This window comes from Pandoraea cepalis (genome assembly GCF_902459665.1).
Classification (GTDB): domain Bacteria; phylum Pseudomonadota; class Gammaproteobacteria; order Burkholderiales; family Burkholderiaceae; genus Pandoraea; species Pandoraea cepalis.
Genome location: NZ_CABPSL010000010.1, coordinates 41,031 through 61,997, shown reverse-complemented (window position 1 = coordinate 61,997; position 20,967 = coordinate 41,031). Strand labels below are relative to the sequence as shown.

17 protein-coding genes, 1 tRNA gene and 1 pseudogene are annotated in these 20,967 nt (G+C 64.8%); 14 read left to right on the top strand and 5 right to left on the bottom strand.

All coding sequences use genetic code 11. The features are described 5' to 3' along the window. Positions 1-172: 172 nt before the first annotated feature. Entirely contained in the window at positions 173-1,411 is a 1,239-nt protein-coding gene (locus tag PCE31106_RS13935; protein ID WP_150563657.1) for an ABC transporter substrate-binding protein, read from the bottom strand. A 141-nt stretch (positions 1,412-1,552) separates the two neighbouring features. Between PCE31106_RS13935 and PCE31106_RS13930 the strand changes: the two genes are divergently transcribed. Then, positions 1,553-2,530: a LysR family transcriptional regulator gene (locus tag PCE31106_RS13930; protein WP_017234827.1), complete on the top strand. Its 978-nt coding sequence runs from the start codon at positions 1,553-1,555 to the stop codon at positions 2,528-2,530. Between the two features lie 6 nt (positions 2,531-2,536). On the opposite strand, the gene PCE31106_RS13925 is transcribed toward PCE31106_RS13930, so the two are convergent. Next, a complete protein-coding gene (locus PCE31106_RS13925; RefSeq protein WP_150563656.1) occupies positions 2,537-3,517 on the bottom strand; it encodes a LysR family transcriptional regulator in 981 nt (326 codons plus the stop codon). Between the two features lie 98 nt (positions 3,518-3,615). Between PCE31106_RS13925 and PCE31106_RS13920 the strand changes: the two genes are divergently transcribed. After that, positions 3,616-4,854, top strand: a complete 1,239-nt coding sequence (locus tag PCE31106_RS13920) for an MFS transporter (RefSeq protein ID WP_150563655.1) — start codon at positions 3,616-3,618, stop codon at positions 4,852-4,854. Between the two features lie 109 nt (positions 4,855-4,963). Here PCE31106_RS13920 and PCE31106_RS13915 read toward each other — a convergent pair whose 3' ends face one another. Beyond that, a complete protein-coding gene (locus PCE31106_RS13915; RefSeq protein ID WP_150563654.1) occupies positions 4,964-5,821 on the bottom strand; it encodes an arylamine N-acetyltransferase family protein in 858 nt (285 codons plus the stop codon). Between the two features lie 232 nt (positions 5,822-6,053). Here PCE31106_RS13915 and zapE point away from each other — a divergent pair, with 232 nt between their 5' ends. Further along, positions 6,054-7,088 (top strand): cell division protein ZapE, encoded by a 1,035-nt coding sequence (gene zapE, locus PCE31106_RS13910; RefSeq protein WP_150563653.1) that lies wholly within the window; start codon positions 6,054-6,056, stop codon positions 7,086-7,088. Positions 7,089-7,091: 3 nt separating this feature from the next. Here zapE and PCE31106_RS13905 read toward each other — a convergent pair whose 3' ends face one another. Further along, positions 7,092-7,985: a LysR substrate-binding domain-containing protein gene (locus PCE31106_RS13905; protein ID WP_150563652.1), complete on the bottom strand. Its 894-nt coding sequence runs from the start codon at positions 7,983-7,985 to the stop codon at positions 7,092-7,094. A 106-nt stretch (positions 7,986-8,091) separates the two neighbouring features. On the opposite strand from PCE31106_RS13905, the gene PCE31106_RS13900 reads away from it, so the two are divergent. The 3 genes from PCE31106_RS13900 (at position 8,092) to PCE31106_RS13890 (ending at position 11,717) form a co-directional block, all read left to right on the top strand. After that, on the top strand, positions 8,092-8,868 hold the full coding sequence (locus PCE31106_RS13900) for an NAD(P)H-dependent oxidoreductase (RefSeq protein ID WP_150563651.1): 777 nt from the start codon (positions 8,092-8,094) through the stop codon (positions 8,866-8,868). A 380-nt stretch (positions 8,869-9,248) separates the two neighbouring features. Further along, positions 9,249-9,440: a hypothetical protein gene (locus PCE31106_RS13895; protein ID WP_017234820.1), complete on the top strand. Its 192-nt coding sequence runs from the start codon at positions 9,249-9,251 to the stop codon at positions 9,438-9,440. Between the two features lie 447 nt (positions 9,441-9,887). After that, positions 9,888-11,717 carry an EAL domain-containing protein gene (locus PCE31106_RS13890; protein WP_254441048.1) on the top strand — a complete coding sequence of 610 codons (1,830 nt, stop codon included), beginning with the start codon at positions 9,888-9,890 and terminating at the stop codon, positions 11,715-11,717. Positions 11,718-11,807: 90 nt separating this feature from the next. On the opposite strand, the gene PCE31106_RS13885 is transcribed toward PCE31106_RS13890, so the two are convergent. Then, entirely contained in the window at positions 11,808-12,596 is a 789-nt protein-coding gene (locus PCE31106_RS13885) for a deaminated glutathione amidase (RefSeq protein WP_150563649.1), read from the bottom strand. 275 nt (positions 12,597-12,871) lie between these two features. Between PCE31106_RS13885 and PCE31106_RS13880 the strand changes: the two are divergent. From PCE31106_RS13880 to PCE31106_RS13845, 8 genes and pseudogenes are all read left to right on the top strand, one after another. After that, positions 12,872-13,214, top strand: a pseudogene (locus PCE31106_RS13880) (transposase); the annotation flags it as partial. A 106-nt stretch (positions 13,215-13,320) separates the two neighbouring features. After that, positions 13,321-14,028 carry a VIT1/CCC1 transporter family protein gene (locus PCE31106_RS13875; RefSeq protein ID WP_150563647.1) on the top strand — a complete coding sequence of 236 codons (708 nt, stop codon included), beginning with the start codon at positions 13,321-13,323 and terminating at the stop codon, positions 14,026-14,028. Positions 14,029-14,515: 487 nt separating this feature from the next. Continuing rightward, positions 14,516-14,589: transfer RNA gene (locus PCE31106_RS13870), tRNA-Gly, on the top strand. Between the two features lie 135 nt (positions 14,590-14,724). Beyond that, complete coding sequence (locus PCE31106_RS13865; RefSeq protein WP_150563646.1) at positions 14,725-15,681, top strand: glycoside hydrolase family 191 protein; 957 nt, start codon at positions 14,725-14,727, stop codon at positions 15,679-15,681. Between the two features lie 73 nt (positions 15,682-15,754). Next, positions 15,755-16,564 (top strand): DUF3348 domain-containing protein, encoded by an 810-nt coding sequence (locus tag PCE31106_RS13860; protein WP_150563645.1) that lies wholly within the window; start codon positions 15,755-15,757, stop codon positions 16,562-16,564. Further along, a complete protein-coding gene (locus PCE31106_RS13855) occupies positions 16,545-19,385 on the top strand; it encodes a DUF802 domain-containing protein (RefSeq protein WP_150563644.1) in 2,841 nt (946 codons plus the stop codon). Before PCE31106_RS13860 ends, PCE31106_RS13855 begins: the two co-directional genes overlap by 20 nt. Further along, on the top strand, positions 19,382-20,050 hold the full coding sequence (locus PCE31106_RS13850; protein WP_150563643.1) for an OmpA family protein: 669 nt from the start codon (positions 19,382-19,384) through the stop codon (positions 20,048-20,050). The genes PCE31106_RS13855 and PCE31106_RS13850 overlap by 4 nt, the downstream gene beginning before the upstream one ends. Continuing rightward, on the top strand, positions 20,043-20,960 hold the full coding sequence (locus tag PCE31106_RS13845) for a DUF2894 domain-containing protein (RefSeq protein WP_150563642.1): 918 nt from the start codon (positions 20,043-20,045) through the stop codon (positions 20,958-20,960). Before PCE31106_RS13850 ends, PCE31106_RS13845 begins: the two co-directional genes overlap by 8 nt. Positions 20,961-20,967: the final 7 nt, after the last annotated feature.

Sequence of the window (20,967 nt, the reverse complement as noted above, 5' to 3'; positions counted from 1 at the left end):
TCTCCTGATGGAAACGAATGCGAGGATTCGGGGGCGAAAAGACTGCGAATGACTTCAGGGTTCGGTGGAAGGCGGGCTACTGTGAATGACCACGCAGCGCCGCCGGCAATTACAAGATAGGCAATCGCAGCGAGGCCTGCGCCGCGACGATCCCATGACGATCAAGCGTCGCTCACTTTGCCGCCGTGCTCGTCTTCACGAGCGAGCATGTCGATTTCGACAACGGCTGGAAGGCTTCCGTCGCGGGCACCGTGGCGACCTTGGTGTAGTAGTCCCACGGGCCTTTCGACTCGGCCGGCGACTTTACGCGGAACAGGTACATGTCGTGGATCACGCGCCCGTCCGGACGAATCGAGGCGTTGTGCATGATCGGATCGCGAATCGGCATTTCCCGCATCTTCTGCGCGACCACCTTGGCATCCACGCTCTGAGACGCCGCCACCGCGCGCAGGTAATGCAACACGCTCGAATACACGCCCGCCTGCACCATCGTCGGCTTGAGATCCTTGTACTTTTTCTGGAAGCGGGCCGACCAGACACGCGAGGCGTCGTCCTGATCCCAGTAAAAGCCATCGGTAAACAACAAGCCCTGCGCCGTGTTCAGGCCGAGCGCATGAACATCCGACAGGAAGACCAGCAGCGCCGCCAACTTCTGCCCGCGTTGCACAATGCCGAATTCGCGTGCCTGCTTGAGCGCGTTGACGGTGTCCTGCCCGCCGTTGGCGAGCGCCACGACCTGTGCCTTCGAGCTTTGCGCCTGCAACAGGAACGACGCATAGTCGGACGCATTGAGCGGATGTCGCGACTGTCCCAGGACCGTGCCGCCGAGTGTCTTCACGATGTCGGCGGCGTCTTTCTCCAGGGAGTGTCCGAAGGCATAGTCGACGGTGATGAAGTACCACGATTTGCCACCGTCACCGACCACGGCGCGCGCGGTTGCCGCCGACTGCGAGTAGGTGTCGAACATCCAGTGAAAGCCCGTGGGCGAACAGTCTTCGTTCGTCAGTCGCGTGGTCGCCGGCCCCGAGAACAACGTCACGCGTTGCTTGTCCATGGCGATCTTCTGCACCGCCAGGGCGGCCGCCGAGTTCGTGAGATCGGCAATCGCATCGACATTGTCGCGATCAAACCATTCCCGGGCCTTGTTGGCGGCGACGTCGGCCTTGTTCTGGTTGTCGGCCGACACCAGCGCAATCTTCATGCCCTTGCACTCGGCCGCCAGACAATCGTCGATCGCCATTTGCGCGGCCGCGACCGAGCCGGCACCGCCCATCGCCGAATACGGTCCCGACATGTCGGTGAGCACGCCCACCTTCACCGGGCGGTCCGGCAACTGCGCCATCCCGGCCATCGACATCAACCCCAAGCTCGCGCCGAATCCCAGCGCGAGCAACCACGGCTTGATCTTCATCGCTTTGTCTCCTTCAGGTCTTGTATGCGTTCGTCGTCGCCGTCTATGCGCGGCGCTCATGAATTGTATTTGTGCGAATTTGCTTTACATAGCGAATATATGCATCTACTTTGTGCACAAATACACATAGGAGAGCGCGTAATGGTTCGCACCGCCGCGGCACGACCGTCGGGCATCGCTGGCGCTTCGGGGGCGGAGCCGCGTCCCGACTGGGACGACTTGCGCTACTTCCTGGAGGTCGCGCGCACACAGCGCGTGAGCGCGGCGGCGCAACGCCTGGGGGTCGATCACACGACGGTCTCGCGACGGGTGCGCGCGCTGGAGCACTCGCTCGGCACGCTGTTGTTCGACAAATCGCGCAACGCGGGCTTTGCGCTGACGCCCGAAGGGCAGCAGCTCCTCGTCTACGCGGAGCAAATGGAGACCACGCTGCAATCGGCGTGCGAGCAGGTGGCGGGGCTCGGGCAAACGCTCTCGGGCCACGTTCGTATCGGCTCGACGGAAGCGTTCGGCACGTACTTCGTCACGCCGGTCCTCTCACGCTTTCAGCGCGAATACCCGGCCATCGCCTTCGACGTGCTACCCGTGCCGCGCTTCGTGAGCCTGTCGAAACGCGAGGCCGATCTGGCGATCACCATCGAACGCCCCCAGCGCGGGCCGTATGTGTGCAGCAAGCTGTGCGACTACCGTCTGCAGTTGTATGCGACGCCCGGTTATCTCGCGCAATACGGCGACGTCGCGACGTTCGCGGATCTGTCCGGACGCCGGTTCATCAGCTATGTCGACGAACTGACGTTCAGCAACGAGTTGCGTTATCTGGAGGACATCGTGCCCGGGGGCAATGTCGTGCTGCGCAGCACGAGCGTCATCGCCCAGTATCAGGCGGCATTGCAGGGCGAGGCGCTGGCAATCCTCCCGTGCTTCATGGCCGCGCAGGACGCCCGGCTGGTACCGCTGCTCGTCGACGACGTGGTCGTCACGCGCAGTTTCTGGATCTATTGCCACGAGGAACTGCGCTCGCTCAAGCGCATTACGGTGCTGTGGGATTATTTACGCGACGCCGCCCAGCGCAATGACGCCCTGTTGCAAGGCCAATCGGGACAACTGCGGCTGGTCTGATCGCGATCAGCGAATCTTGCGTTGCTCGGCGTCGATCACGGCGGGAATGGCCGCGCGCATCGCTTCGATGAAACGGCGCAGCCGGGCAGGATAGTACTTTGCGTACGGGTAGAGGAGGTACATCGGCAAGGCCGTCGAGCGCCATGGCGGCATGAGCTGGATCAGGCGCCCCTGCGCCACGTCCTCGGCCATCAACCACGCCGAACAGACTGCCACACCCAACCCGCGTAATGCGGCACTGCGCAATGCGTAGAGGTTGTCCGTGCTCATGCGCGGATCGAATGTGACGCGGGCCGTCTCGTGCGTTTGCTCGTGCGTGAGCGTGATGTCGTTGCGGTAGAACGTGGTGAGCGAGAGCCACGGCAACGAGGCCAGGTCCGAGGGGTGCGAAGGCAACGCACGTCCGCGCAGCAGGTCGGGCGACGCCACGACGATGCGCGGCACGTCAGTCAATGAAATCGCCACATTCGACGGGTCGCGCAGTTCGCCCACGTGAATCGCGCAGTCGATGCCTTCCGCAATGAAATCGGGCTCGCGGTCCTGCAAGAACCAATGCACCTTCATCCCGGCATAGCGCTCTAGAAAGTCCGCGAGCGGGCCGATCATCATTTCCTGACCGAACGCGTGGGGCACGAGCACGCGCAAGGTGCCCTCCGGGTCGTCGCCGGTGCCGCGCAGATCGGCTTCGAACGCCTCCCAGCTCGTCACCAGTTCCTTCGCCCGGACGAAGCAACGCTCACCGTCCTCGGTGAGCTTCATGCGATGCGTCGAGCGTTGCAGCAAGCGAAGTCCCAGCGAGCGTTCGAGCATCTGCAAACGCCGGCTGACGGTCGGCTGCGTGGTGCCGAGCAGCGCTGCGGCGGCCGACAGACTGCCAGCCTCAACGATGCGCACGAACGTCTGCATCAGCTCGACGCGGTCGGCGCCGCCGCCTCGGCCGGCGGGCGCATCGGTACCAAAGGCAGGGGCATGAGGAGGCTCTGTCATACGCAACACGTATAAAGGTTGTACGGATTATAGGCCTACCACCGCACTGCACCAAGCGCGACACTACGCCCCGTACCTTGCAATTGGAGCCTCACCTCATGAGTTCTGCTCAGATTTCCAACGCCGCCGGCGCGAGTCAAGCCGCCGCACGGCCGCAGCCCGAGTTGTCTGCCCGGCTGATCCTGCTGCTGGCAACGGGCACCGGCCTGACGGTCGCCTCGCTGTACTACGCCCAGCCGATGCTCGGCATCATGACCGACGACATCCACGCCGCCAACACGACCGTCGGCTGGGTGCCGACGCTCACCCAGCTCGGCTACGCGCTGGGCATTCTGCTGCTGGTGCCGCTCGGCGACATTATCGACCGGCGTCGTATCGTGCTCGTCAAGGGCGCGATTCTCACGCTCGCGCTGCTGCTGGCCGCCTTTGCGCCGGGCATTGGCACGCTGCTCGCCGCGAGTCTGGCCATCGGGCTGACCGCGACGATGGCACAGGACATCGTACCCGCCGCGGCCGCGATCGCGCCCGAATCGATCCGGGGCCGAGTCGTCGGCACCGTGATGACCGGACTGTTGTTGGGCATTCTGCTCTCGCGCGTGGTGTCCGGGTTCGTGGCCCAGAACTTCGGTTGGCGGGCGATGTATGTCGTCGCCGCCATCAGCGTGGCCGGTTTCGGCGTGGTGGCGTGGCGCGCCCTGCCGTCGTTCCATCCGACGACGCAGATGACCTATCGTCAATTGCTCGGTTCGGTGGCCGGCCTGTGGCGTCGTCATCCGGCGCTGCGCCGGGCGGCATTGGCGCAGGGCCTGCTGTCGGTCGGCTTCAGCGCCTTCTGGTCGACGCTCGCCGTCATGCTGCACGACGCCCCGTTCCATCTGGGCGCGGCGGCGGCGGGGGCATTCGGTCTGGCAGGCGCGGCCGGGGCACTCGGCGCACCGCTGGCCGGTCGCATCGCGGATCGCAAGGGGCCGCAGATCGTCACCCGTCTTGGGGCGAGCCTGGTGGCCGTGTCATTCGCCGCGATGCTGTTCGCGCCCATGCTCGGCGCCCATGCCCAACTGTGGCTGATCGGTCTGGCCGCCATCGGCTTCGACCTGGGCGTGCAGGTCGCGCTGGTCTCGCATCAAACCATCGTGTACGGCATCGAACCCGCCGCCCGCAGCCGTCTGAACGCCGTGCTTTTCGTCGGCGTCTTCATCGGCATGTCGATCGGCGCGGCACTCGGTGCTCAGGCATTGGCGCACTGGGGCTGGACGGGCGTCGCGTCGCTCGCCACGCTGGCGGCCCTCGCCGCGCTCGCCGTGCGACTGTGGCCCGGCACGACGTCGGCACACTGACGCGCAGCCCGCCGCCTGACGACGACGGAACAAAGACACGCAGGCCGCCTCCCTCAGGAGGCGGCCTTGTCGTTTGACACGCCGGGCGAGTTCATGGCGCCTACAACGTTCAGCCAGCAGCCTTGGCGGCACAGGCGCGCACCTGGTCGTACAAAGCGTCGATGTCGATGCCTTCGAGCTTCAGGCCGAAGCGTTCCCTCAGCACTTGCGCGAGTTGCGCCGCCGACGCGATGTCGGTTTCCGCCACAACGTCGCCTTGCGCCGAGCGCTCCGTCAGCGTTGTGTTGAGTAGCGCAATGCGTCCGAGCGGCAGCACACGGCAGACGATGAGCTGATTTCGGAAGATGGAATCGGGCGCGCTCGACGTGTACCAATTGCCCAGCTTGTAGTCGATCCACTCGGCGGGTTTCGGCGCGAAGCGATAAACAGGCAACCACTTGTCGGCGGAGCGCACGCTCAGGCGGTACTCGCTGGGTGGCCCGCCGTCCTCCGTGCGAACCGTCTCCAGTCGGAACGTTTCCAGCAGGGTCGACTGGGGTTGCGCCGAATGCAGGCGCAGCGGCGCGGTGAGCGTGACGGAGCCGAAACCCACATCGGCCAGCCAGGCCTCGCCGTCGAGATCGACGCGCAGCAGCATGTGCGTGAGTGGCGCTTCCCCATCAAACGAGCGCCCCCACACGACGCGTCCGATCAACGGGGTGACGACAAACCCGAGATGGGTCAGCGCGTTGGCGAACAGCGCGTTCTGCTCGAAGCAGTAGCCGCCGCGTCCGCCATCGAGCAACTTGGCAACGACCGACGGCAGCTCGACGTCGACCGGCTGGCCACGAATCGGGTCGAGATTCTCGAACGGAATGGCCAGCGGATGGAGCGAGTGGATGGCGCGCAGAACATCGAGCGTTGCTTCACGCGGGCCGGTGTAACCGATGCGCTGAAAATAGCGTTCCGGATCGAAGGGGTGAGACATGCCTGACGTCCTCTTGAGGGATGCGGACCTACGCAGAGCCCATACGTTAGCGCATCCGCCGCGTCTTTGCGCAATGCCATCGCGGCGACGAGGTGAGCGGGCGATCAGGCGACGCCGAAATGCGCGGATTTCGCACCGCAGTCCAAATTAGCCGGAACCGCGCAGCGTCGGTATAGTGGCCCCCATTGGCCGGCCGGGTACGCCGGCTGCTGCTATCCGGAGTCTGCTTTACATGATCGACATTGCGCGCGTGACGCGGGCGCTGGCTGAGCGCCACGTCCGTCCCGACCTTCGCCAACGTGACGCCCTCGCCGCTCTCACCGCACTGCTGGGGACCGCCAAGCCGCCCTTCGACGGCGTTTACTGCTACGGACTCCCCGGGCGCGGCAAGAGCCTCGTCGTGGACGCCGCCTTCGCCGTCGCCGAGTGCGAGAAGCGGCGCGTGCACTTTCACGAATTCCTGCGCGACATCCATCGGCAACTCGTGCGCGAGCCGGCATGCGACGACCGACTCTCGGCGGTGGCGAATCGCTGGCTCCACGGCGTTGCGTTACTGTGTTTCGACGAATTTCACGTCCACGACATTGCCGATGCTTTCCTGATCGGGCGATTTCTCGACATCGCGCTGGCGCGGGGTGTGCGGCTGGTGCTGACGTCGAACTATGCGCCGCAGCAGTTGTTGCCGGACCCCGAGTTTCACGAGCGTTTCGAACCGACCATCGCCGTGATTCTGCAACGCTTCGCGGTCGTGCATTTCGACGGCGCCACCGACTACCGCATGGGCGGCGAAGCGGCACAGCTACCGCGCTGGATCGCGCCACCCGACGAAGCGCGCGAGCTCTTGCCGCTGCGTTATGCCGAATTGGAGGGGCGACCCGCGTCAAATCCGTCGACGGTGACGATCGCCGGCCGTGCACTGCGGGCACAAAGCGCAGGCGCGCGCGTGCTGTGGGCCAATTTCGACGACCTTTGCGTCGCACATCGCTCGCATCTGGATTACCTCGCGCTCGCCGAGCGCTGGCCCTCCTTGATCGTGGGCGATCTGCACGTCGAACGGCTCCAGCGCCCCGACACCCTGCAACGATTCCTGTGGCTGATCGACATTTGTTATGACCGCCAACGCACGTTGCTGATCGCGTCCGACATGCCGCTCATTCCCGCGCTCGATGCGCTGCGCGACTGGCGCGATCTGTCGCGCACGATCAGCCGACTGGCCGAGATGGGATCGCGCGACTACGAGCGCCGCACGCTCGTTCGCCCGAGCTGAAGGTCACACGACGCTAGCGATGCATTCCCGCAGCCATTGATGCGACGGATCGCGATGCACACGCTCGTGCCAGTACATCGAGATCTCGAAGCCCGGCAGGTCGACGGGCGGCGTCGTCACCTGCAACGCCGGATCGTCGCGAACGAGGCGTTCGGGGGCCATCGCCACCAGATCCGTGCTGGCGAGCGCGGATCGCAGGAAGAGAAAATGCGGCACGGACAGGACGACGCGCCGCGACGCCCCTAGCCTCGCGAGGGCATCGTCAGTGCTCGCATGAAAGCCGCCTCCGTCCTGCGACACAATGACGTGCTCCAGCTCGCAAAACTGCTTGAGCGTGGGCCGTCGTTTGAGCTTCGGATGCCCGCGCCGTCCCACCAGAACATAGCGCTCCGCGAACAGGGCCTTGCGACGCAAGCCCTGTGGTGCGCCATCCGTTGTGTGAAACGCGATATCGACGATACCCTGCTCCGCCTGCCGGGCAACGCGCGACGGCGACAGATCGAACACCGCCAGCCGCGTGCGTGGCGCCGCCGCTCGCAGGCGCTGAAGCACTGGCAGTACCAGGGTCGACTCCGTGTAATCGGTGGCGGCGATACGCCAGGTCAAGTCGGCGTTGGCCGGATCGAAAGCCGCAGCGGGTGAGACGGCACGTGACAGCGATTCAAGCGCATCGCGCAACGGCCCGCGCAGCGCCTCTGCGCGCGCGGTGGGGCGCATGCCGCGCGGCCCCGGCAGCAAAAGTGGATCGCCGAGCAAATCGCGCAACTTCGCAAGATGCACACTGACCGCCGGCTGAGACATATACAGCCGCTCGGCGGCACGCGTCACGTTTTGTTCGACAAGCAGGACATCGAGCGTGACCAGCAGATTCAGATCGATTCGTCGCAAATTATTCATGGTTATACCTGGCATATCAGGAATTCATTTCCAATATACCTTGCGTGCGCCTAACCTGCATTTGTTCCCTGAGTCGAATGAACCCAATCGCAACGGAGTTTGAAAAATGAATGTATTGATCGTTTATGCCCACCCGCAACCGCGCTCGCTCAACGGCGCATTACGCGACTTTGCTGTGCAGCGACTCGAAGCGGCCGGGCACCACGTGCAAGTCTCGGATTTGTATGCCATGCAGTGGAAGAGCACCATCGACGAGGACGACGCGCCGCAACGCAATGCGAGCGAGCCGTTCCATGCGTCGCTCGACTCGAAGCATGCGTTCGCGAGCGGCACGCAGCGCGCCGACATCGCCCGCGAGCAGGCGAAGCTGCGCTGGGCAGACACGGTGATCCTGCAATTCCCGCTGTGGTGGTTCTCGATGCCGGCGATCATGAAGGGATGGTTTGATCGCGTGTATGCCTACGGCTTCGCGTATGGCGTTGGCGAGCACTCGAATACGCATTGGGGCGACCGCTACGGCGAAGGGTCGATGGCCGGCAAGCGCGCAATGCTCGTGGTGACGACCGGCGGCTGGGACTCGCACTACAGCGATCGCGGCATCAACGGTCCCATTGACGATGTGCTGTTCCCGATTCAGCACGGCATGTTGTTCTACCCGGGGTTCGACGTGTTGCCGCCCTACGTCGCCTTCCGGACGGGACGCATCGACGCCGAGCGCTTTGCACAGATTCAGCGCGAGCTGGGCGAGCGTCTCGATACACTCGCCACGACGGCGCCGATTCCCTATCGGCGGCAGAACCACGGCGCATACGACATTCCGGCGCTCACGCTCAAGGACAACGTCGCCACCGGACAGACGGGGTTTGCCGCGCATATCGGCTAATAGGGGGCGTGTCGTCGGATGCCACAGTCGGCGGGCGTTCGGCGGCACAAAGCATTGCGCGATGCGCGGAACACGCGTATAAGTGACAAAGAGAATCTCAAGTCTGACGCTTGTCCACACCGCGTCAATCTCCTCGATCCTTGCGAGATCCAATCGGTCGGTCGAAGCGAATTCGATCACTTCGCGAGAACCGACCTACGTCGTTTGATGGGGTGCACGGTCCAAAAGCGTTGCAGGCATCGACAAACCAACCCAACTCAATAGCCCATCGCTACGCGACCGATCTTGTTCGTGAGCCATGTGCGGGTATCTCAGGCCCGACGCGAAATGTGCGTCGGTCAACGCGGCTCGCAGTTATCTCATCCATGTCAGGAGCACGAATGCTCACGCTGTCGAAGCAGGCCATAGTCGCTGCCATTTATCGCGTCATTCGCAATGACGACCCCCCTTCGGATGCCATCATTAACGCGCTGCTGGCGCGTGAACTGGTCTGCCGAGTGGGCGAGCGTCTCGAATTGACGCCGTATGGCAGATCGTACTGCCGGTCCGCCTACGTCCCCGCCTGGTGCTGATCGAAACGCGGTAACGCGTTAGCGCCTTACCGCGACAATGCGGCCGCCCCATAGCTGCGGCCGCCCTCCAGGACTTGCCGCACGTCAGCGTGCCGGCGTGTCGAGGTGTCTGCGCGCTCTGTCGGCCCCCTTTGTCGGCACCCTCTCTCCGCGGCCATCGGCGCTCCATGCCCGATGCGCGCTCGCCAATCGATCTCCGCGTGCTATCCATTTGTCGACGATCCCCACTGGGATCGTCAGGTGAAACCACGGTAGCATGGCGGCCGGCCGTGCAGTATGCTCGTCGCTGGACGCGGCCTGCGGATTTCCAACTGCCGGTCGTTAATTCCTTCAAGGCAAACCACAGATCCGCCGACGTTCATGGTCACGCAAGACGACGAGATGCAATCTCCCGGTGTTTCAGCGAACGTCGAAAAGTTCTGGCACCCGCTTCAGGATCCTGCGTCCGTGAGCGAGGGACGAGAGATGTACGGCATGGCCGGGACGCCACAACTCGCGGCGCTCTTCGCCGAGGTGCAACGCCACGCCGCAGCTATCGTCAGCCAGTTCCACGATGGACTTGCATGCCTGCCGGCGTCCCAGCGTATTCTGAATCACCTGACGCCAGCGGAAATGCGATATGCCAAATCGCGCCAGACGCAGCGACTATGCGCGCTTTCGGCGCCTTCGCTGACGGCTGCCGATCATCGTGCGCAAGCCATCAGGGCCGGGCGTACGCATGCCATTGTCGGACTCAACTGGGAAGATCTGGTTCGCGCCCGAGGGGTCCTTGGCGAAGCCATCGTCAAATTCATCGATACAGCGGCGCATGGCGAGGCGCTATGTCTGCTGAGCCGGCGCATGAACCAGGATCTCGCCTGGCAGGCCGAGGCCTATCAGCGCCTGCAGATCTCCCGTCATGCGGTATTGCAGCGCGTCACGTTGCTGGCGTGGAGAACGGAAAGTTATACCGACCTGATCAGCCAGGTGGTCCAGATTCTGGGGGAACACGACGAGATCGCCGGCTGTGCGGTGGGCCGGCCGGATCGTCAGGGGGTGTTTCGCTTCGAATTGGCGGCTGGCGGCACCATCGAGCGTTATCTCGCTGGGATCGAAAAAACGGCGCCCATCACGGTGGGCAATTCGTCCGGCAGTCAGGGGCCCACGGGGCGTGCCTGGCGCAGCGGCCATGTGGTGCGCTCGCTCAATATTGCGAACGATCCGAAGATGGTGCCGTGGCGGGCCGCGGCCTTGCCGGTCGGTTTTCATTCCTGCATTGCGATTCCCCTGCACCAGCCGGGCGAACCCACCGCTGCCATCCTGAACCTGTACAGCCCCTTACCCGGCGCACTGACCGGCGCCGATCAGATTGCCTTCGTTTCCCTGTTGCAGACGATTCTGGGCTTCGCCATTGCCGGCACCGAGCGCCTGGCCGGCCATACCCGCACCGTGCCTTATACCGTTCGGCAGCGTTGGTCCAAGCTTCTCGGGACTGACGCACTGAAGATCCACTATCAACCGCTGCTCGATCTCAAAACGGGGCAAGTGACCAAGGTGGAGGCATTGGCCCGCTTGCAGGATGGCGATCGCCTTCTGACACCTGGCGAATTCTTCCCGGCACTGTCGTCCGAGGACTTCCTGACGCTGTACAAGCGCGGGCTCGAGCAAGCACTGTCGCAGCGCCGCCTCTGGCTGCGGGCGGGTTTCCCGCTGAGCGTCTCCGTGAACTTGCCATCGAGCGCACTTGGCGACATCCGCTATTTCAAAGTCACGGAGCGGGCGCTCAAGAAGAGCGGTGCCGCGCCAAACCAGTTGACGCTGGAAGTGCTGGAAACCGATGCCTTCCCGCTCGGCGTGGACGTATCGCAGGAGCTGGCGAAGTTCAAAGCCTTGGGAATCCAGTTGGCAGAGGACGATCTGGGTTCGGGCTATAGCAGTCTGACGCGCCTGCGCGAAGTGCCGTTCGACCTGGTCAAGATCGACCGGGACATCGTGAGCGCTGTCGGTCGGGATCCCCTGGAGACCCTGCGCTTCACCTATCAGTTGATCCAGTTGGGACACTCGTTGAACAAGGCCGTCGTGGTGGAAGGCATCGAAGACGAGGGCATGCTCGAGGCGGTCGTGATTCTCGGCGCCGATATCGCCCAAGGGTATGCGATTGCGCGCCCGATGCCGGCCGAAGCGTTGACCGAATGGATGGCGTGCGTGCCGAGCGTGCCCGATACACACGCGCCAAGTACGGTGCTGGGCAAGTTGGCGGCGCAGTTGCTGCTCGAAGCGCGCAATCGGTTGATGTAATGGTGGCTTCGTCCGACATGGCCGACATCGTCACTCGGCTTGCCCGGCACGTCAGCCGTTCTGCCATGCGCTGAGCCGGGCCGACACGCCCTAAAGTTGCGGCGCCGCGAAGCGACGATTCTCGTTGCAAGGCAGCACGCGACGCGCTTCGGCGATGCGGGCCGGATCGAGGTCGACAAGCAGGAATGCGGGCGCTTCCGCCGCGCGCGCGACAATCACGCCCAACGGGTCAACGACCATGCTTGCGCCGATATTGCGGGGCCCGCATTCCCCCGACGCCACCAGATAACACGTGTTCTCCAGCGCACGCGCGGTGCACAGGGTTTCCCAATGCGCCTCCTTGAGCGGCCCCCTCACCCACGCGGCCGGCAACACCAACACGTCGGCGCCATCGAGCGTGAGGCGTCGCGCCAGCTCGGGGAAGCGCACGTCGTAGCACGTCATCAGGCCAACCTTGAGGCCGCAGACGTCGACCAGCGGCGGTACCTCGTTACCGGGGACCACGTTTGTCGACTCCTTCACTGAAAACGCATCGTAAAGGTGGATCTTCTTGTACTCGGCGATGATTTCGCCGTCGCGCAGTGCGATCAGGACATTCCACACCTTGCCGTCAGCGGTCGCGGGCACGTGCACCGTCATCATCGTCGTGAGGTGGTTGCCTCGACTTGCTTCGCGCAAGGCGGTCACGAACTCGCCGTCCAATGGCTGCGCGGCGCGGCGCACCAGGTCAGGGTCGGCGATGTCGCGCGCCAGCACGCCCTCGGGGAGTACCAGCAGGTCGGCACCGGCGGCGCGTGCCTTGGCCATCCATTGCAGGCAGGTCTGCGCGTTGATAGACGCATCTGCGGCAACGGCGAATTGTCCAATGGCTGCTTTCATGACTTTCTCTCTCAAGACGGATGCGACTCAGGCCCAATCGGAGGACGGGGCGCGGATCGGCTGAATTCCAGAGCATGGGAATGGGGAACGTAGCTCAACTTTGCTTAAGTATGCCAGTTCGACAGTTTGCACCTCGCACGCGAACGGGGCACTCGCTCGGCATCGCCTACGGCGGGCCTGGCGTTGCACGATTCTGACGGCCAAGGCCAAGCGTAGTGGTCTAATCTCCCCGGACACAAATTTAGGCGAGAATACTCGCCATGGAGAGGCGTCTGATGAGCAAGCAACGTCGTACGTTCTCCCCTGATTTCAAGCGCAGCGCTGCGTCTCTAGTCCTCGACCAGCGCTATAGTCACGTCGATGCCAGCCGGTCGGTCGGCGTCGCGGAGCCGGTTCTGCGCCGCTGGGTTCAACAACTGCACCAGGAACGCCGAGGCATCACGCCGCGCAGTAGATATCTGCTGGCCATGATGAAAGCAACCTGGCAACCACGCCTACATGCGCGCTACGCTGGAGCGCATCGACATTTCGAACGTATTAAATTGCGAGTTCAATGTGGCGGCGTCGAATCAAGTCTGGTGCGGCGACATTACGTATTTATGGGCGCAGGAGCGCTGGCGTTGCCGACGACGTCATGCGCGACAGCACACGGGTTCGCAGGCTTCCCGAGGCGTCGCACCTGAACGGATTGCCCACAGCTACTTCACATGGATCGGAATCTTCAATGACAAAGTTTCACCATCGTGCCCACCCTGAAAGACACCGTACTGAACATATCGGCTGGCTGCGCGCCGCCGTCCTTGGGGCCAATGACGGCATCATTTCCACGGCCAGTCTGGTCGCCGGTGTGGCCGCGGCCCATGCAAGCCACGCCAGCATCCTGACCACGGCCGTGGCGGGATTGGTGGCAGGCGCCATGTCCATGGCTGCCGGCGAGTTCGTATCGGTCTATTCGCAGGCCGACACAGAAAAGGCGGATTTGATGCGGGAGCGTGAGGAACTGAGGCACAGCCCGGAGGCAGAGCATCGGGAACTGACGGCCATCTACGTGCGGCGCGGCCTGGATCAGCAGCTCGCGGATCAAGTCGCCACGCAGTTGATGGCGCACGATGCGCTGGGCGCGCATGCGCGCGATGAACTGGGCATCTCGGAAACGTTGAGCGCGCGCCCGCTGCAAGCCGCAATGGCGTCTGCTGGGAGCTTCGCCGTGGGCGCGGCCATGCCGCTAGCCGTGGTTTTGCTGGCGCCGGAGCAGAGCCTGCTCTATTGGATCGTGGCGACGGCGATTATCTTCCTGGCCCTGCTCGGCGCTGCCGCTGCTGCCGTTGGCGGAACTCCTCTCTTCAAAAGTGCGCTGCGCGTGGCTTTCTGGGGCACCTTTGCGATGGCAGTGACAGCGGGCGTGGGGGCCGTGTTCGGGACCACTGTTTGATCTCAGAGCAGCGGCGGCCAGGAATTGGGGGCCGGTGTATCCGTGCGACTTGTCGTGTGGATACATTCCCCATCCTGTCCCGAGGATATCTCGCAAGACCGTGAACGAATCCGTTGACGCGCGTGTTGACTTTCCGATGGCGGACGCGATGGACGGAAAAAGGCAATTCTCGCCGCTACGTTTTTTTGAGGGGACGTCAATACGCTTCTCCAATCGCCGGCGCTCACATCAGGCGCTTGGGATGCCCCCCCCCGGCTGAGGCATTTGCATTAGCCGCTTAACATGTGCAGGTTTCGCTGGGTCATTACATTCATCCTGACCTCATCGGATGCCATAAATTATGGCTCGAAGATGTCTACGAAAGGCTGGTCGGTCCAAAGCGCCAGCGATGGGAATCGATCCCAAGACTCTCACCCCAGAATCGTACACACTTACGAAACACGCTGATTGCCAAGAGCGCCAATCCCCGCGTAAAATAGCGATCTTCGCGGGCGTCGTATAATGGTAATACCCTAGCTTCCCAAGCTAGAGCCGTGGGTTCGATTCCCATCGCCCGCTCCACGAATTCTTCAGCAGCGCTCGTAGCACTCATCGATCAGCCGTCTTGCAGACGGCTTTTTTGCGTCCATCGCATCCATGACGACTCACGCTAGGCAGGTCAATCTACACGGATTCCCACAGCGCGCGCGAGCCCCGATGCCATGGCTGCGCTGCGTTCTGTGCTTTCTCCTCGCGCTCACGGCCCTCGTGTCGTCCGCGCAACCCCACACGCGAGCCCCCGTCGCAGCCCCCCTTCCGACCGGTCGCGATATCGGCATCGGTGCCCCATGGGTCAGCTACTACGGCAACGTCGCCCACCTCGACCTCGCCCGCGCGGCGAGCACCTTCCGGCTCATCGATATCGACGCCGACCCTGATCAAGGCAACGTCACGCCTGCACAAATCGCCACGCTCAAGGCCGACGGCACGAACCGCGTCATCAGTTATCTCAATCTCGGCGCATGCGAGCGCTTTCGTTCGTACTGGCAGCACGCCCCCGCCGGCTTCCTCTCCTGCGGCCGCAACCGCCACGCGCATCTGGGCCGCTATGACGGCTACCGTGATGAAACCTGGATGAACCCGTCCGACCCGGCGTACCGCAAGCTCATCGTGTCGTACGTCGCGCCGCGGTTGATTGCGCAGGGCGTCGACGGCTTCTACCTCGACAATCTCGAACTGATCGAGCATGGCGTGCGAACCCGCAACGGCCCCTGCGACGCCGCTTGCCAGCAAGGCGCGCTGGATCTGGTGCGCGAACTTCGCAACGCCTTCCCCGACAAGATCCTCGTCATGCAGAACGCCACCGGCCCCGCAACGCGTCAGGGCATCACCGGCGGCGTCGCCTTCACGTCGCTGCTCGACGGCATTGCGCACGAGGAGGTCTACGCGCCAACGTACGACGCCGCCGTCGAGCGCGAATTGCTGACGTGGTCACGGGAGCACCCCGGCGTGCGAGGTCGCAAGCTCTGGATCGGCACGCTCGACTACGTCGGTGGATGTGGCAACGCGCGCGAGGCGAAAATCGTCTTCGCCCGCAGCCGGACGCATGGCTTCAGCCCGTCCGTGAGCGACGCCAGCGCAGGCCAGAACGTGGTGTGCTACTGGGGCTTCTGAGGCAACGGACGGGCAAAGGGCAAGCGAAGGGCGCGCGCAGTGTAAACTGCTGGGTTTTCGACCCCCCAGTGAAATGGTGCAAGTGCCCCGGCGTCCCGTTATCAGCGCCCCGACACTCATACGCTCGCTGGCCCGTCTGAGCACGTTCGCGCCACCTGAGGCCGCGCCGTCGCTCTCGGACCGCATGAGCCAGTGGCTGGGCTGGACCGACGCCATCGCCCTGTCGTCGGCCCTCAAATCCGCCCCGCCGGCCGCAACGCCCGGCGCGCACGCGGCTGCGCACGCGGCTGCGCACGATCCGGCCAGCGAACTCGCACGCGTGCGTGCAGACCTCGCCGCCGCCATCGCCCGCGATTGCGGCCTGGCCGCCGCGCCCGGCGGGCAGATCCGCACCCTCAGCGCCGCCGAGCGTCAGCGAGCCGCGTCCTTCGCGGAATTTCCCGCCTATCGTCAGCGCTACGCGACCTCGCAACAGACGATGGATACGGCGATCAGCGCCCTGCGCACCCGCCTGCGCGGCCAGTTGGCACGGCGTGCGCCGCACGCCGCCCGACTCGCCAGCGTCGACGCCGTCATGGAACGTGTGATGGCCGCCCGTGAGCGCACACTTCTCGCCGGTGTACCGAATCTGCTCGAAGGGCACTTCGTGCGACTGCGCGATACGGAACAAGCCGCCATGGCCGCCCCGCGCGTGCCCGGCGCGCCGCCACTCGCGCCCGCCGGCACATGGCTCGACACCTTTCACCGGGACATGCAGAGCATCCTGCTCGCAGAACTGGATATACGCCTCGAACCGATCGAAGGGCTGATCGCCGCCCTCGCCTCGGCGCCCCCCGGCGAAAACGTTAGTGAACCCGGACAACATGACCCGTTACCTCGTTGATCTCGTCGCCTTTGTCGCAGGCCTGGCCGTCGTCGGCTGGATCGCCATCGGCTATGCAGGCACCAACCCGCTCGCGCTGGCCGTCGCCCTGCTCATCGCCGCCGTCTATCTCTTCGGCGCCCTCGAACTCAAACGCTTCCATCAAGCGACGGATGCTCTCGCCAACGCCGTCTCCGGCCTGAATTCACCCCCCGCGTCGCTGCCGTCGTGGCTCGACACGCTGCCGGCCGGCCTGCGCACCGCCGTGCGTCTGCGCGTCGAAGGGGAACGCGTCGGCCTGCCCGGCCCCGCCCTCACGCCCTATCTGGTCGGCTTGCTCGTGCTGCTCGGTATGCTCGGCACCTTCCTCGGCATGGCCGCCACCTTGCGCGGCACCGGTCTCGCGCTCGAAGGCGCCACTGATCTCGAAGCCATCCGCGCCTCGCTCGCTTCGCCCGTCCGAGGCCTCGGCTTTGCGTTCGGCACGTCGGTGGCCGGGGTCGCCACGTCCGCGATGCTCGGCCTGCTCGCCGCGCTCGCCCGCAAGCAACGCGCCCAGGTCGTGCAATCGCTCGACGCGCGCATCGTCACAACGCTGCGCGGCTTCTCGCGACAACATCAGCGCGACACCACGCTGCAATTGCTTCAACAGCAGGCGACGGTCATGCCCGCCCTCGTCGACCGTCTGCAAGACATGATGGCCGCCATGGAGCGCCAGAGTCAGTCGCTTGGCGAACGGCTCGTCGCGAATCAAGACGCCCTGCACGCCAAGACCGACGCCTCGTACGCGCAACTCACCAACGCAATGCAGCAGTATCTGAAGGACAGCGTGGCAACGACGGCCAACGCGGCCAGTGCCGCCATCCGCCCCGAGGTCGAGGCAACGATGGCCAGCCTCGCGCGCGAGTCGGCCTCGTGGCACCAGACCGTGTCCACCGCCATGCAGGATCGAATGGACGGCCTGTCGGATCGCTTCGAGGCCACCACCGCCCGCGTGGCAAATGTCTGGACGGATTCGCTCGACGCTCAGTTGCGCACCAATGAATCGCTTGCCACCGATCTGCGCGCCGCGCTGGGCGAATTCACGCAAACCTTCGAGACGCGCTCATCCCGACTGGTCGACGACGTCGCCGCCCGGCTCGAAACCGTGACCGGACACGTCAGCGCCGCGCATGCGGGTGTTGCGCAAACCTGGGAGACGTCGCTCGCCGCGCAGCAGCGCACCAACGATGCGCTCGCCAGGGATCTCGGCGCCACGCTTGCGCAATTCGCCCAGACCTTCGAGACCCGCTCCACCGACCTGCTGGCCAATGTCGCCTCGCGTCTCGACAATGCGACCGGCAGCATCGCCACGGCGCAGACGACCGTCGCCCAGGCATGGGAGCAAGCCCTCGCCCAGCAGCAGCGTTCGCACAACGCCCTGACGCAAGACCTCGGCACCGCGCTGGAAAGCTTCGCCCAAACGTTCGAAGCTCGCTCCACGGCCTTGCTCAGCGACGTGGCCGCCAAGCTCGACGCCGCCAGCGGAAACGTCAGCGGCGCGCACGAACGCGTCGCCCAGGCGTGGGATCAATCGATCGCGCTGCAACAGCAAGCCAACGCCGCCCTGAATACCGAACTCGGCGCCGCACTCGCGCGCTTCACCGACACCTTCGAGCAACGCTCGGCGCACCTGATCGATGGCGTGAGCCTGCGCACGGAAGGCGCGATGCACAGCGTGTCGGAGACGGCCAGCGTCGTGTCCGGCGAGTGGAAGCAAGCCCTCACCGCGCAACAGTCCGCCAACGACGCACTCGCCCGCGATCTGGCGAGCGCGCTTGCCCGCTTTGCGGACACCTTCGAGGCACGCGCGTCGCAATTGCTGCAAAGCGTCTCGGCGCAGATGGATTCGACATCGGCCCACGTCGCGCAAACGTGGCGCGACGCGATCGCGGAGCACGCGCGCACGAGCGAACGGCTGGCCGACGGCAATCAGCAACTCGTGGCCGCGACGACCAGCGTCTTCACGGACCACAGCGCGTCATTGCTGCAAGCGCTTCAGGAAGCCAACGCGGCCCATCACGACGCCACGGCCGAGCGCGAAACGCAACGCCTGTCGGCGTGGACGCAAACGCTCGAAGGCACGCTCGCCACGCTGCGCTCGGAATGGCAGCAGGTCGGTGAGCACAGCGCCAGCCAGCAACAGGCCATCTGCGACACGCTCGCGCGCACCGCGCTGGAGATGTCCGAACAGACGCGCGCCCACGCCAGCGACACGCTCGCCGAAATTTCGCGTCTGGTGCAGACCGCGTCCGAGGCGCCGAAGGCCGCCGCCGAGATCATTGGCGAGCTGCGCCAGAAACTCTCGGACAGCATGGTGCGCGACAATGCCATGCTCGAAGAGCGCTCGCGTCTGCTCGACACGCTGGGCACGCTGCTCGACACCGTCAAGCACGCGGGCAACGAGCAACGCGCCGCGGTCGACGACCTGGTGACGACGTCCGCACAACTGCTCGAACGTGCCGGCACGCATCTGGGCGACGCCATCGCCGCGCAAACGGAGAAGCTCACCGCCGCGTCGGCGCAGGTCACCGGCAGCGCGGTGGAAATCGCGAGCCTGGGCGACGCTTTCGGCGCCGCCGTGCAATCGTTCGGCGAATCGAACGCGCAACTGCTCGACCACCTGCAACGCATCGAAGCCGCGCTCGACAAGTCGATGGCGCGCAGCGACGAACAACTCGGCTACTACGTTGCGCAGGCACGCGAAGTCGTGGAGCTGAGCGTGATGTCGCAAAAGCAGATCCTCGAAAACCTTCAGGAACTGGCGCAAACGCGCTCACAACCGGGTAGCGCGGCAGCATGAGAGACGATTTCGACGCGGACATCGGGGACAGCGCCGAGGTCGGTGCGGCAGCGCCGACATGGGCCGTCTTCGGCGACCTGATGTCGGTGATGCTCGGCGCGTTCGTGCTCATCATGCTCGGTGTGATCGGCGTGCAGATCGAACTCTCCGCCAAGCTCGATCGTGAAGTGAAGGAGCGCCGGGCCGAAACGCAACGCCGCGAAACGCTCGAGAAAGCGCTGGCCGGCCCCCTCGCAGGCGGGCGCGTCACACTGGTGAACGGTCGTATCGGCATCAGCGGCAATGTGCTTTTCGCGCTGAACTCGGACCAGTTGCAACCGCAGGGGCGTGAAGTGCTGCGTAGCCTGGCCACCCCGCTGGCCGCCTATCTCCGGGCGAGCGATGAGATTCTCATGGTCAGCGGCTTCACCGACGATCAACAGGTGCGCGAAACGAACCGGCGATTTGCCGATAACTGGGAGTTGTCGGCCCAGCGTGCGCTCACCGTGACGCGCGAATTGATCGCCGCGGGCGTGCCGCCGTCGTCGGTCTTCTCCGCGGCGTTTGGTTCGGAACAGCCCGTTACGTCGAACCGCGACGAGGCCGGTCGCGCGAAGAACCGCCGCGTGGAAATCGCGCCGATGCCACGCAGCAGCGCCAGCAACGCGGGCAAGCCCCATGCGTGACGCGATGCCCGCCGAGGCTGGCGCCGCGCAGGCGCACGAGGCAACGGACACGTTGTCCGAGCAACTCGCCGCATGGCGGGCGCACGGGGCCGACAAACGCGACCCGGTGCGCTTTCATCGCATCGAAGCGTTGGCGCTGCGCAGCCGTGCCTTTCGTGGCGACGTGCGACGCGTGCTCGACGAACGTTTGAGGGCACTCGTCGACACGTTTACGCAGTCGCTTGGCGCGGCCGGCGCCGAATCTGCCGCATCTGACGCATCTGACGCATCACCCGCATCACCCGCATCACCCGCATCGCCCGCATCGCCCGCATCGCCCGCATCCGCCGATGCTGCAGCACCGACGACACAACGTCTAGCCTCACCGCTTGCGGAATTGACGGCGAGCATTGCGCAACGCGTGGCCCCTCCCCGTGAACGGTCCGCGCCGCCGACGACGTCTCACGCCGTTAAAGCCGCAACGCCGCCAGGCCGGACGCTGCGCGATGGCTCCAGCACCAGCACCACCGATACCGTTCAGCCGGTCAGCGGAACCACGGCACTGCCGAAACGCCCCGTCGCGCCGCCCGCCCCCGTGGCGCTTACACCGACGGTCATCGCCACCGACGATGCCTTCGACGACCTCGACGTCCTCGAGTATTTCCGCGAGACGTGGTCAAAAGTGAGCACCGACGGCAATCTGCGTCAGTCGCTTGCCCAGGTACCGGAGAACGCCGGACCGCTCAACTCCAGTCATCTGGTGCACCGCGCACTGTCGCTGATGCACGACATCTCGCCCGACTATCTGCGGCACTTCCTGCGCCACGCCGACGCGCTCTCCTGGCTCGAAGACATGGAGACCACCGGCGTGCTTGGCAACAAGCCGGCGGCTCGCGTGGCGGCCAAGCCGTCGCGCACGAAGACGCGCTAACGCCTGC

Coding starts and splice junctions, on each gene's coding strand:
- PCE31106_RS13845 (WP_150563642.1), top strand. CDS start 20,043: ATGCGTGACGCGATGCCCGCCGAGGCTGGCGCCGCGCAGGCGCACGAG.
- PCE31106_RS13865 (WP_150563646.1), top strand. CDS start 14,725: ATGCCATGGCTGCGCTGCGTTCTGTGCTTTCTCCTCGCGCTCACGGCC.
- PCE31106_RS13905 (WP_150563652.1), bottom strand. CDS start 7,985: ATGAATAATTTGCGACGAATCGATCTGAATCTGCTGGTCACGCTCGAT.
- PCE31106_RS13850 (WP_150563643.1), top strand. CDS start 19,382: ATGAGAGACGATTTCGACGCGGACATCGGGGACAGCGCCGAGGTCGGT.
- PCE31106_RS13860 (WP_150563645.1), top strand. CDS start 15,755: ATGGTGCAAGTGCCCCGGCGTCCCGTTATCAGCGCCCCGACACTCATA.
- PCE31106_RS13855 (WP_150563644.1), top strand. CDS start 16,545: ATGACCCGTTACCTCGTTGATCTCGTCGCCTTTGTCGCAGGCCTGGCC.
- PCE31106_RS13875 (WP_150563647.1), top strand. CDS start 13,321: ATGACAAAGTTTCACCATCGTGCCCACCCTGAAAGACACCGTACTGAA.
- PCE31106_RS13895 (WP_017234820.1), top strand. CDS start 9,249: ATGCTCACGCTGTCGAAGCAGGCCATAGTCGCTGCCATTTATCGCGTC.
- PCE31106_RS13915 (WP_150563654.1), bottom strand. CDS start 5,821: ATGTCTCACCCCTTCGATCCGGAACGCTATTTTCAGCGCATCGGTTAC.
- PCE31106_RS13925 (WP_150563656.1), bottom strand. CDS start 3,517: ATGACAGAGCCTCCTCATGCCCCTGCCTTTGGTACCGATGCGCCCGCC.
- PCE31106_RS13935 (WP_150563657.1), bottom strand. CDS start 1,411: ATGAAGATCAAGCCGTGGTTGCTCGCGCTGGGATTCGGCGCGAGCTTG.
- PCE31106_RS13885 (WP_150563649.1), bottom strand. CDS start 12,596: ATGAAAGCAGCCATTGGACAATTCGCCGTTGCCGCAGATGCGTCTATC.
- zapE (WP_150563653.1), top strand. CDS start 6,054: ATGATCGACATTGCGCGCGTGACGCGGGCGCTGGCTGAGCGCCACGTC.
- PCE31106_RS13900 (WP_150563651.1), top strand. CDS start 8,092: ATGAATGTATTGATCGTTTATGCCCACCCGCAACCGCGCTCGCTCAAC.
- PCE31106_RS13930 (WP_017234827.1), top strand. CDS start 1,553: ATGGTTCGCACCGCCGCGGCACGACCGTCGGGCATCGCTGGCGCTTCG.
- PCE31106_RS13920 (WP_150563655.1), top strand. CDS start 3,616: ATGAGTTCTGCTCAGATTTCCAACGCCGCCGGCGCGAGTCAAGCCGCC.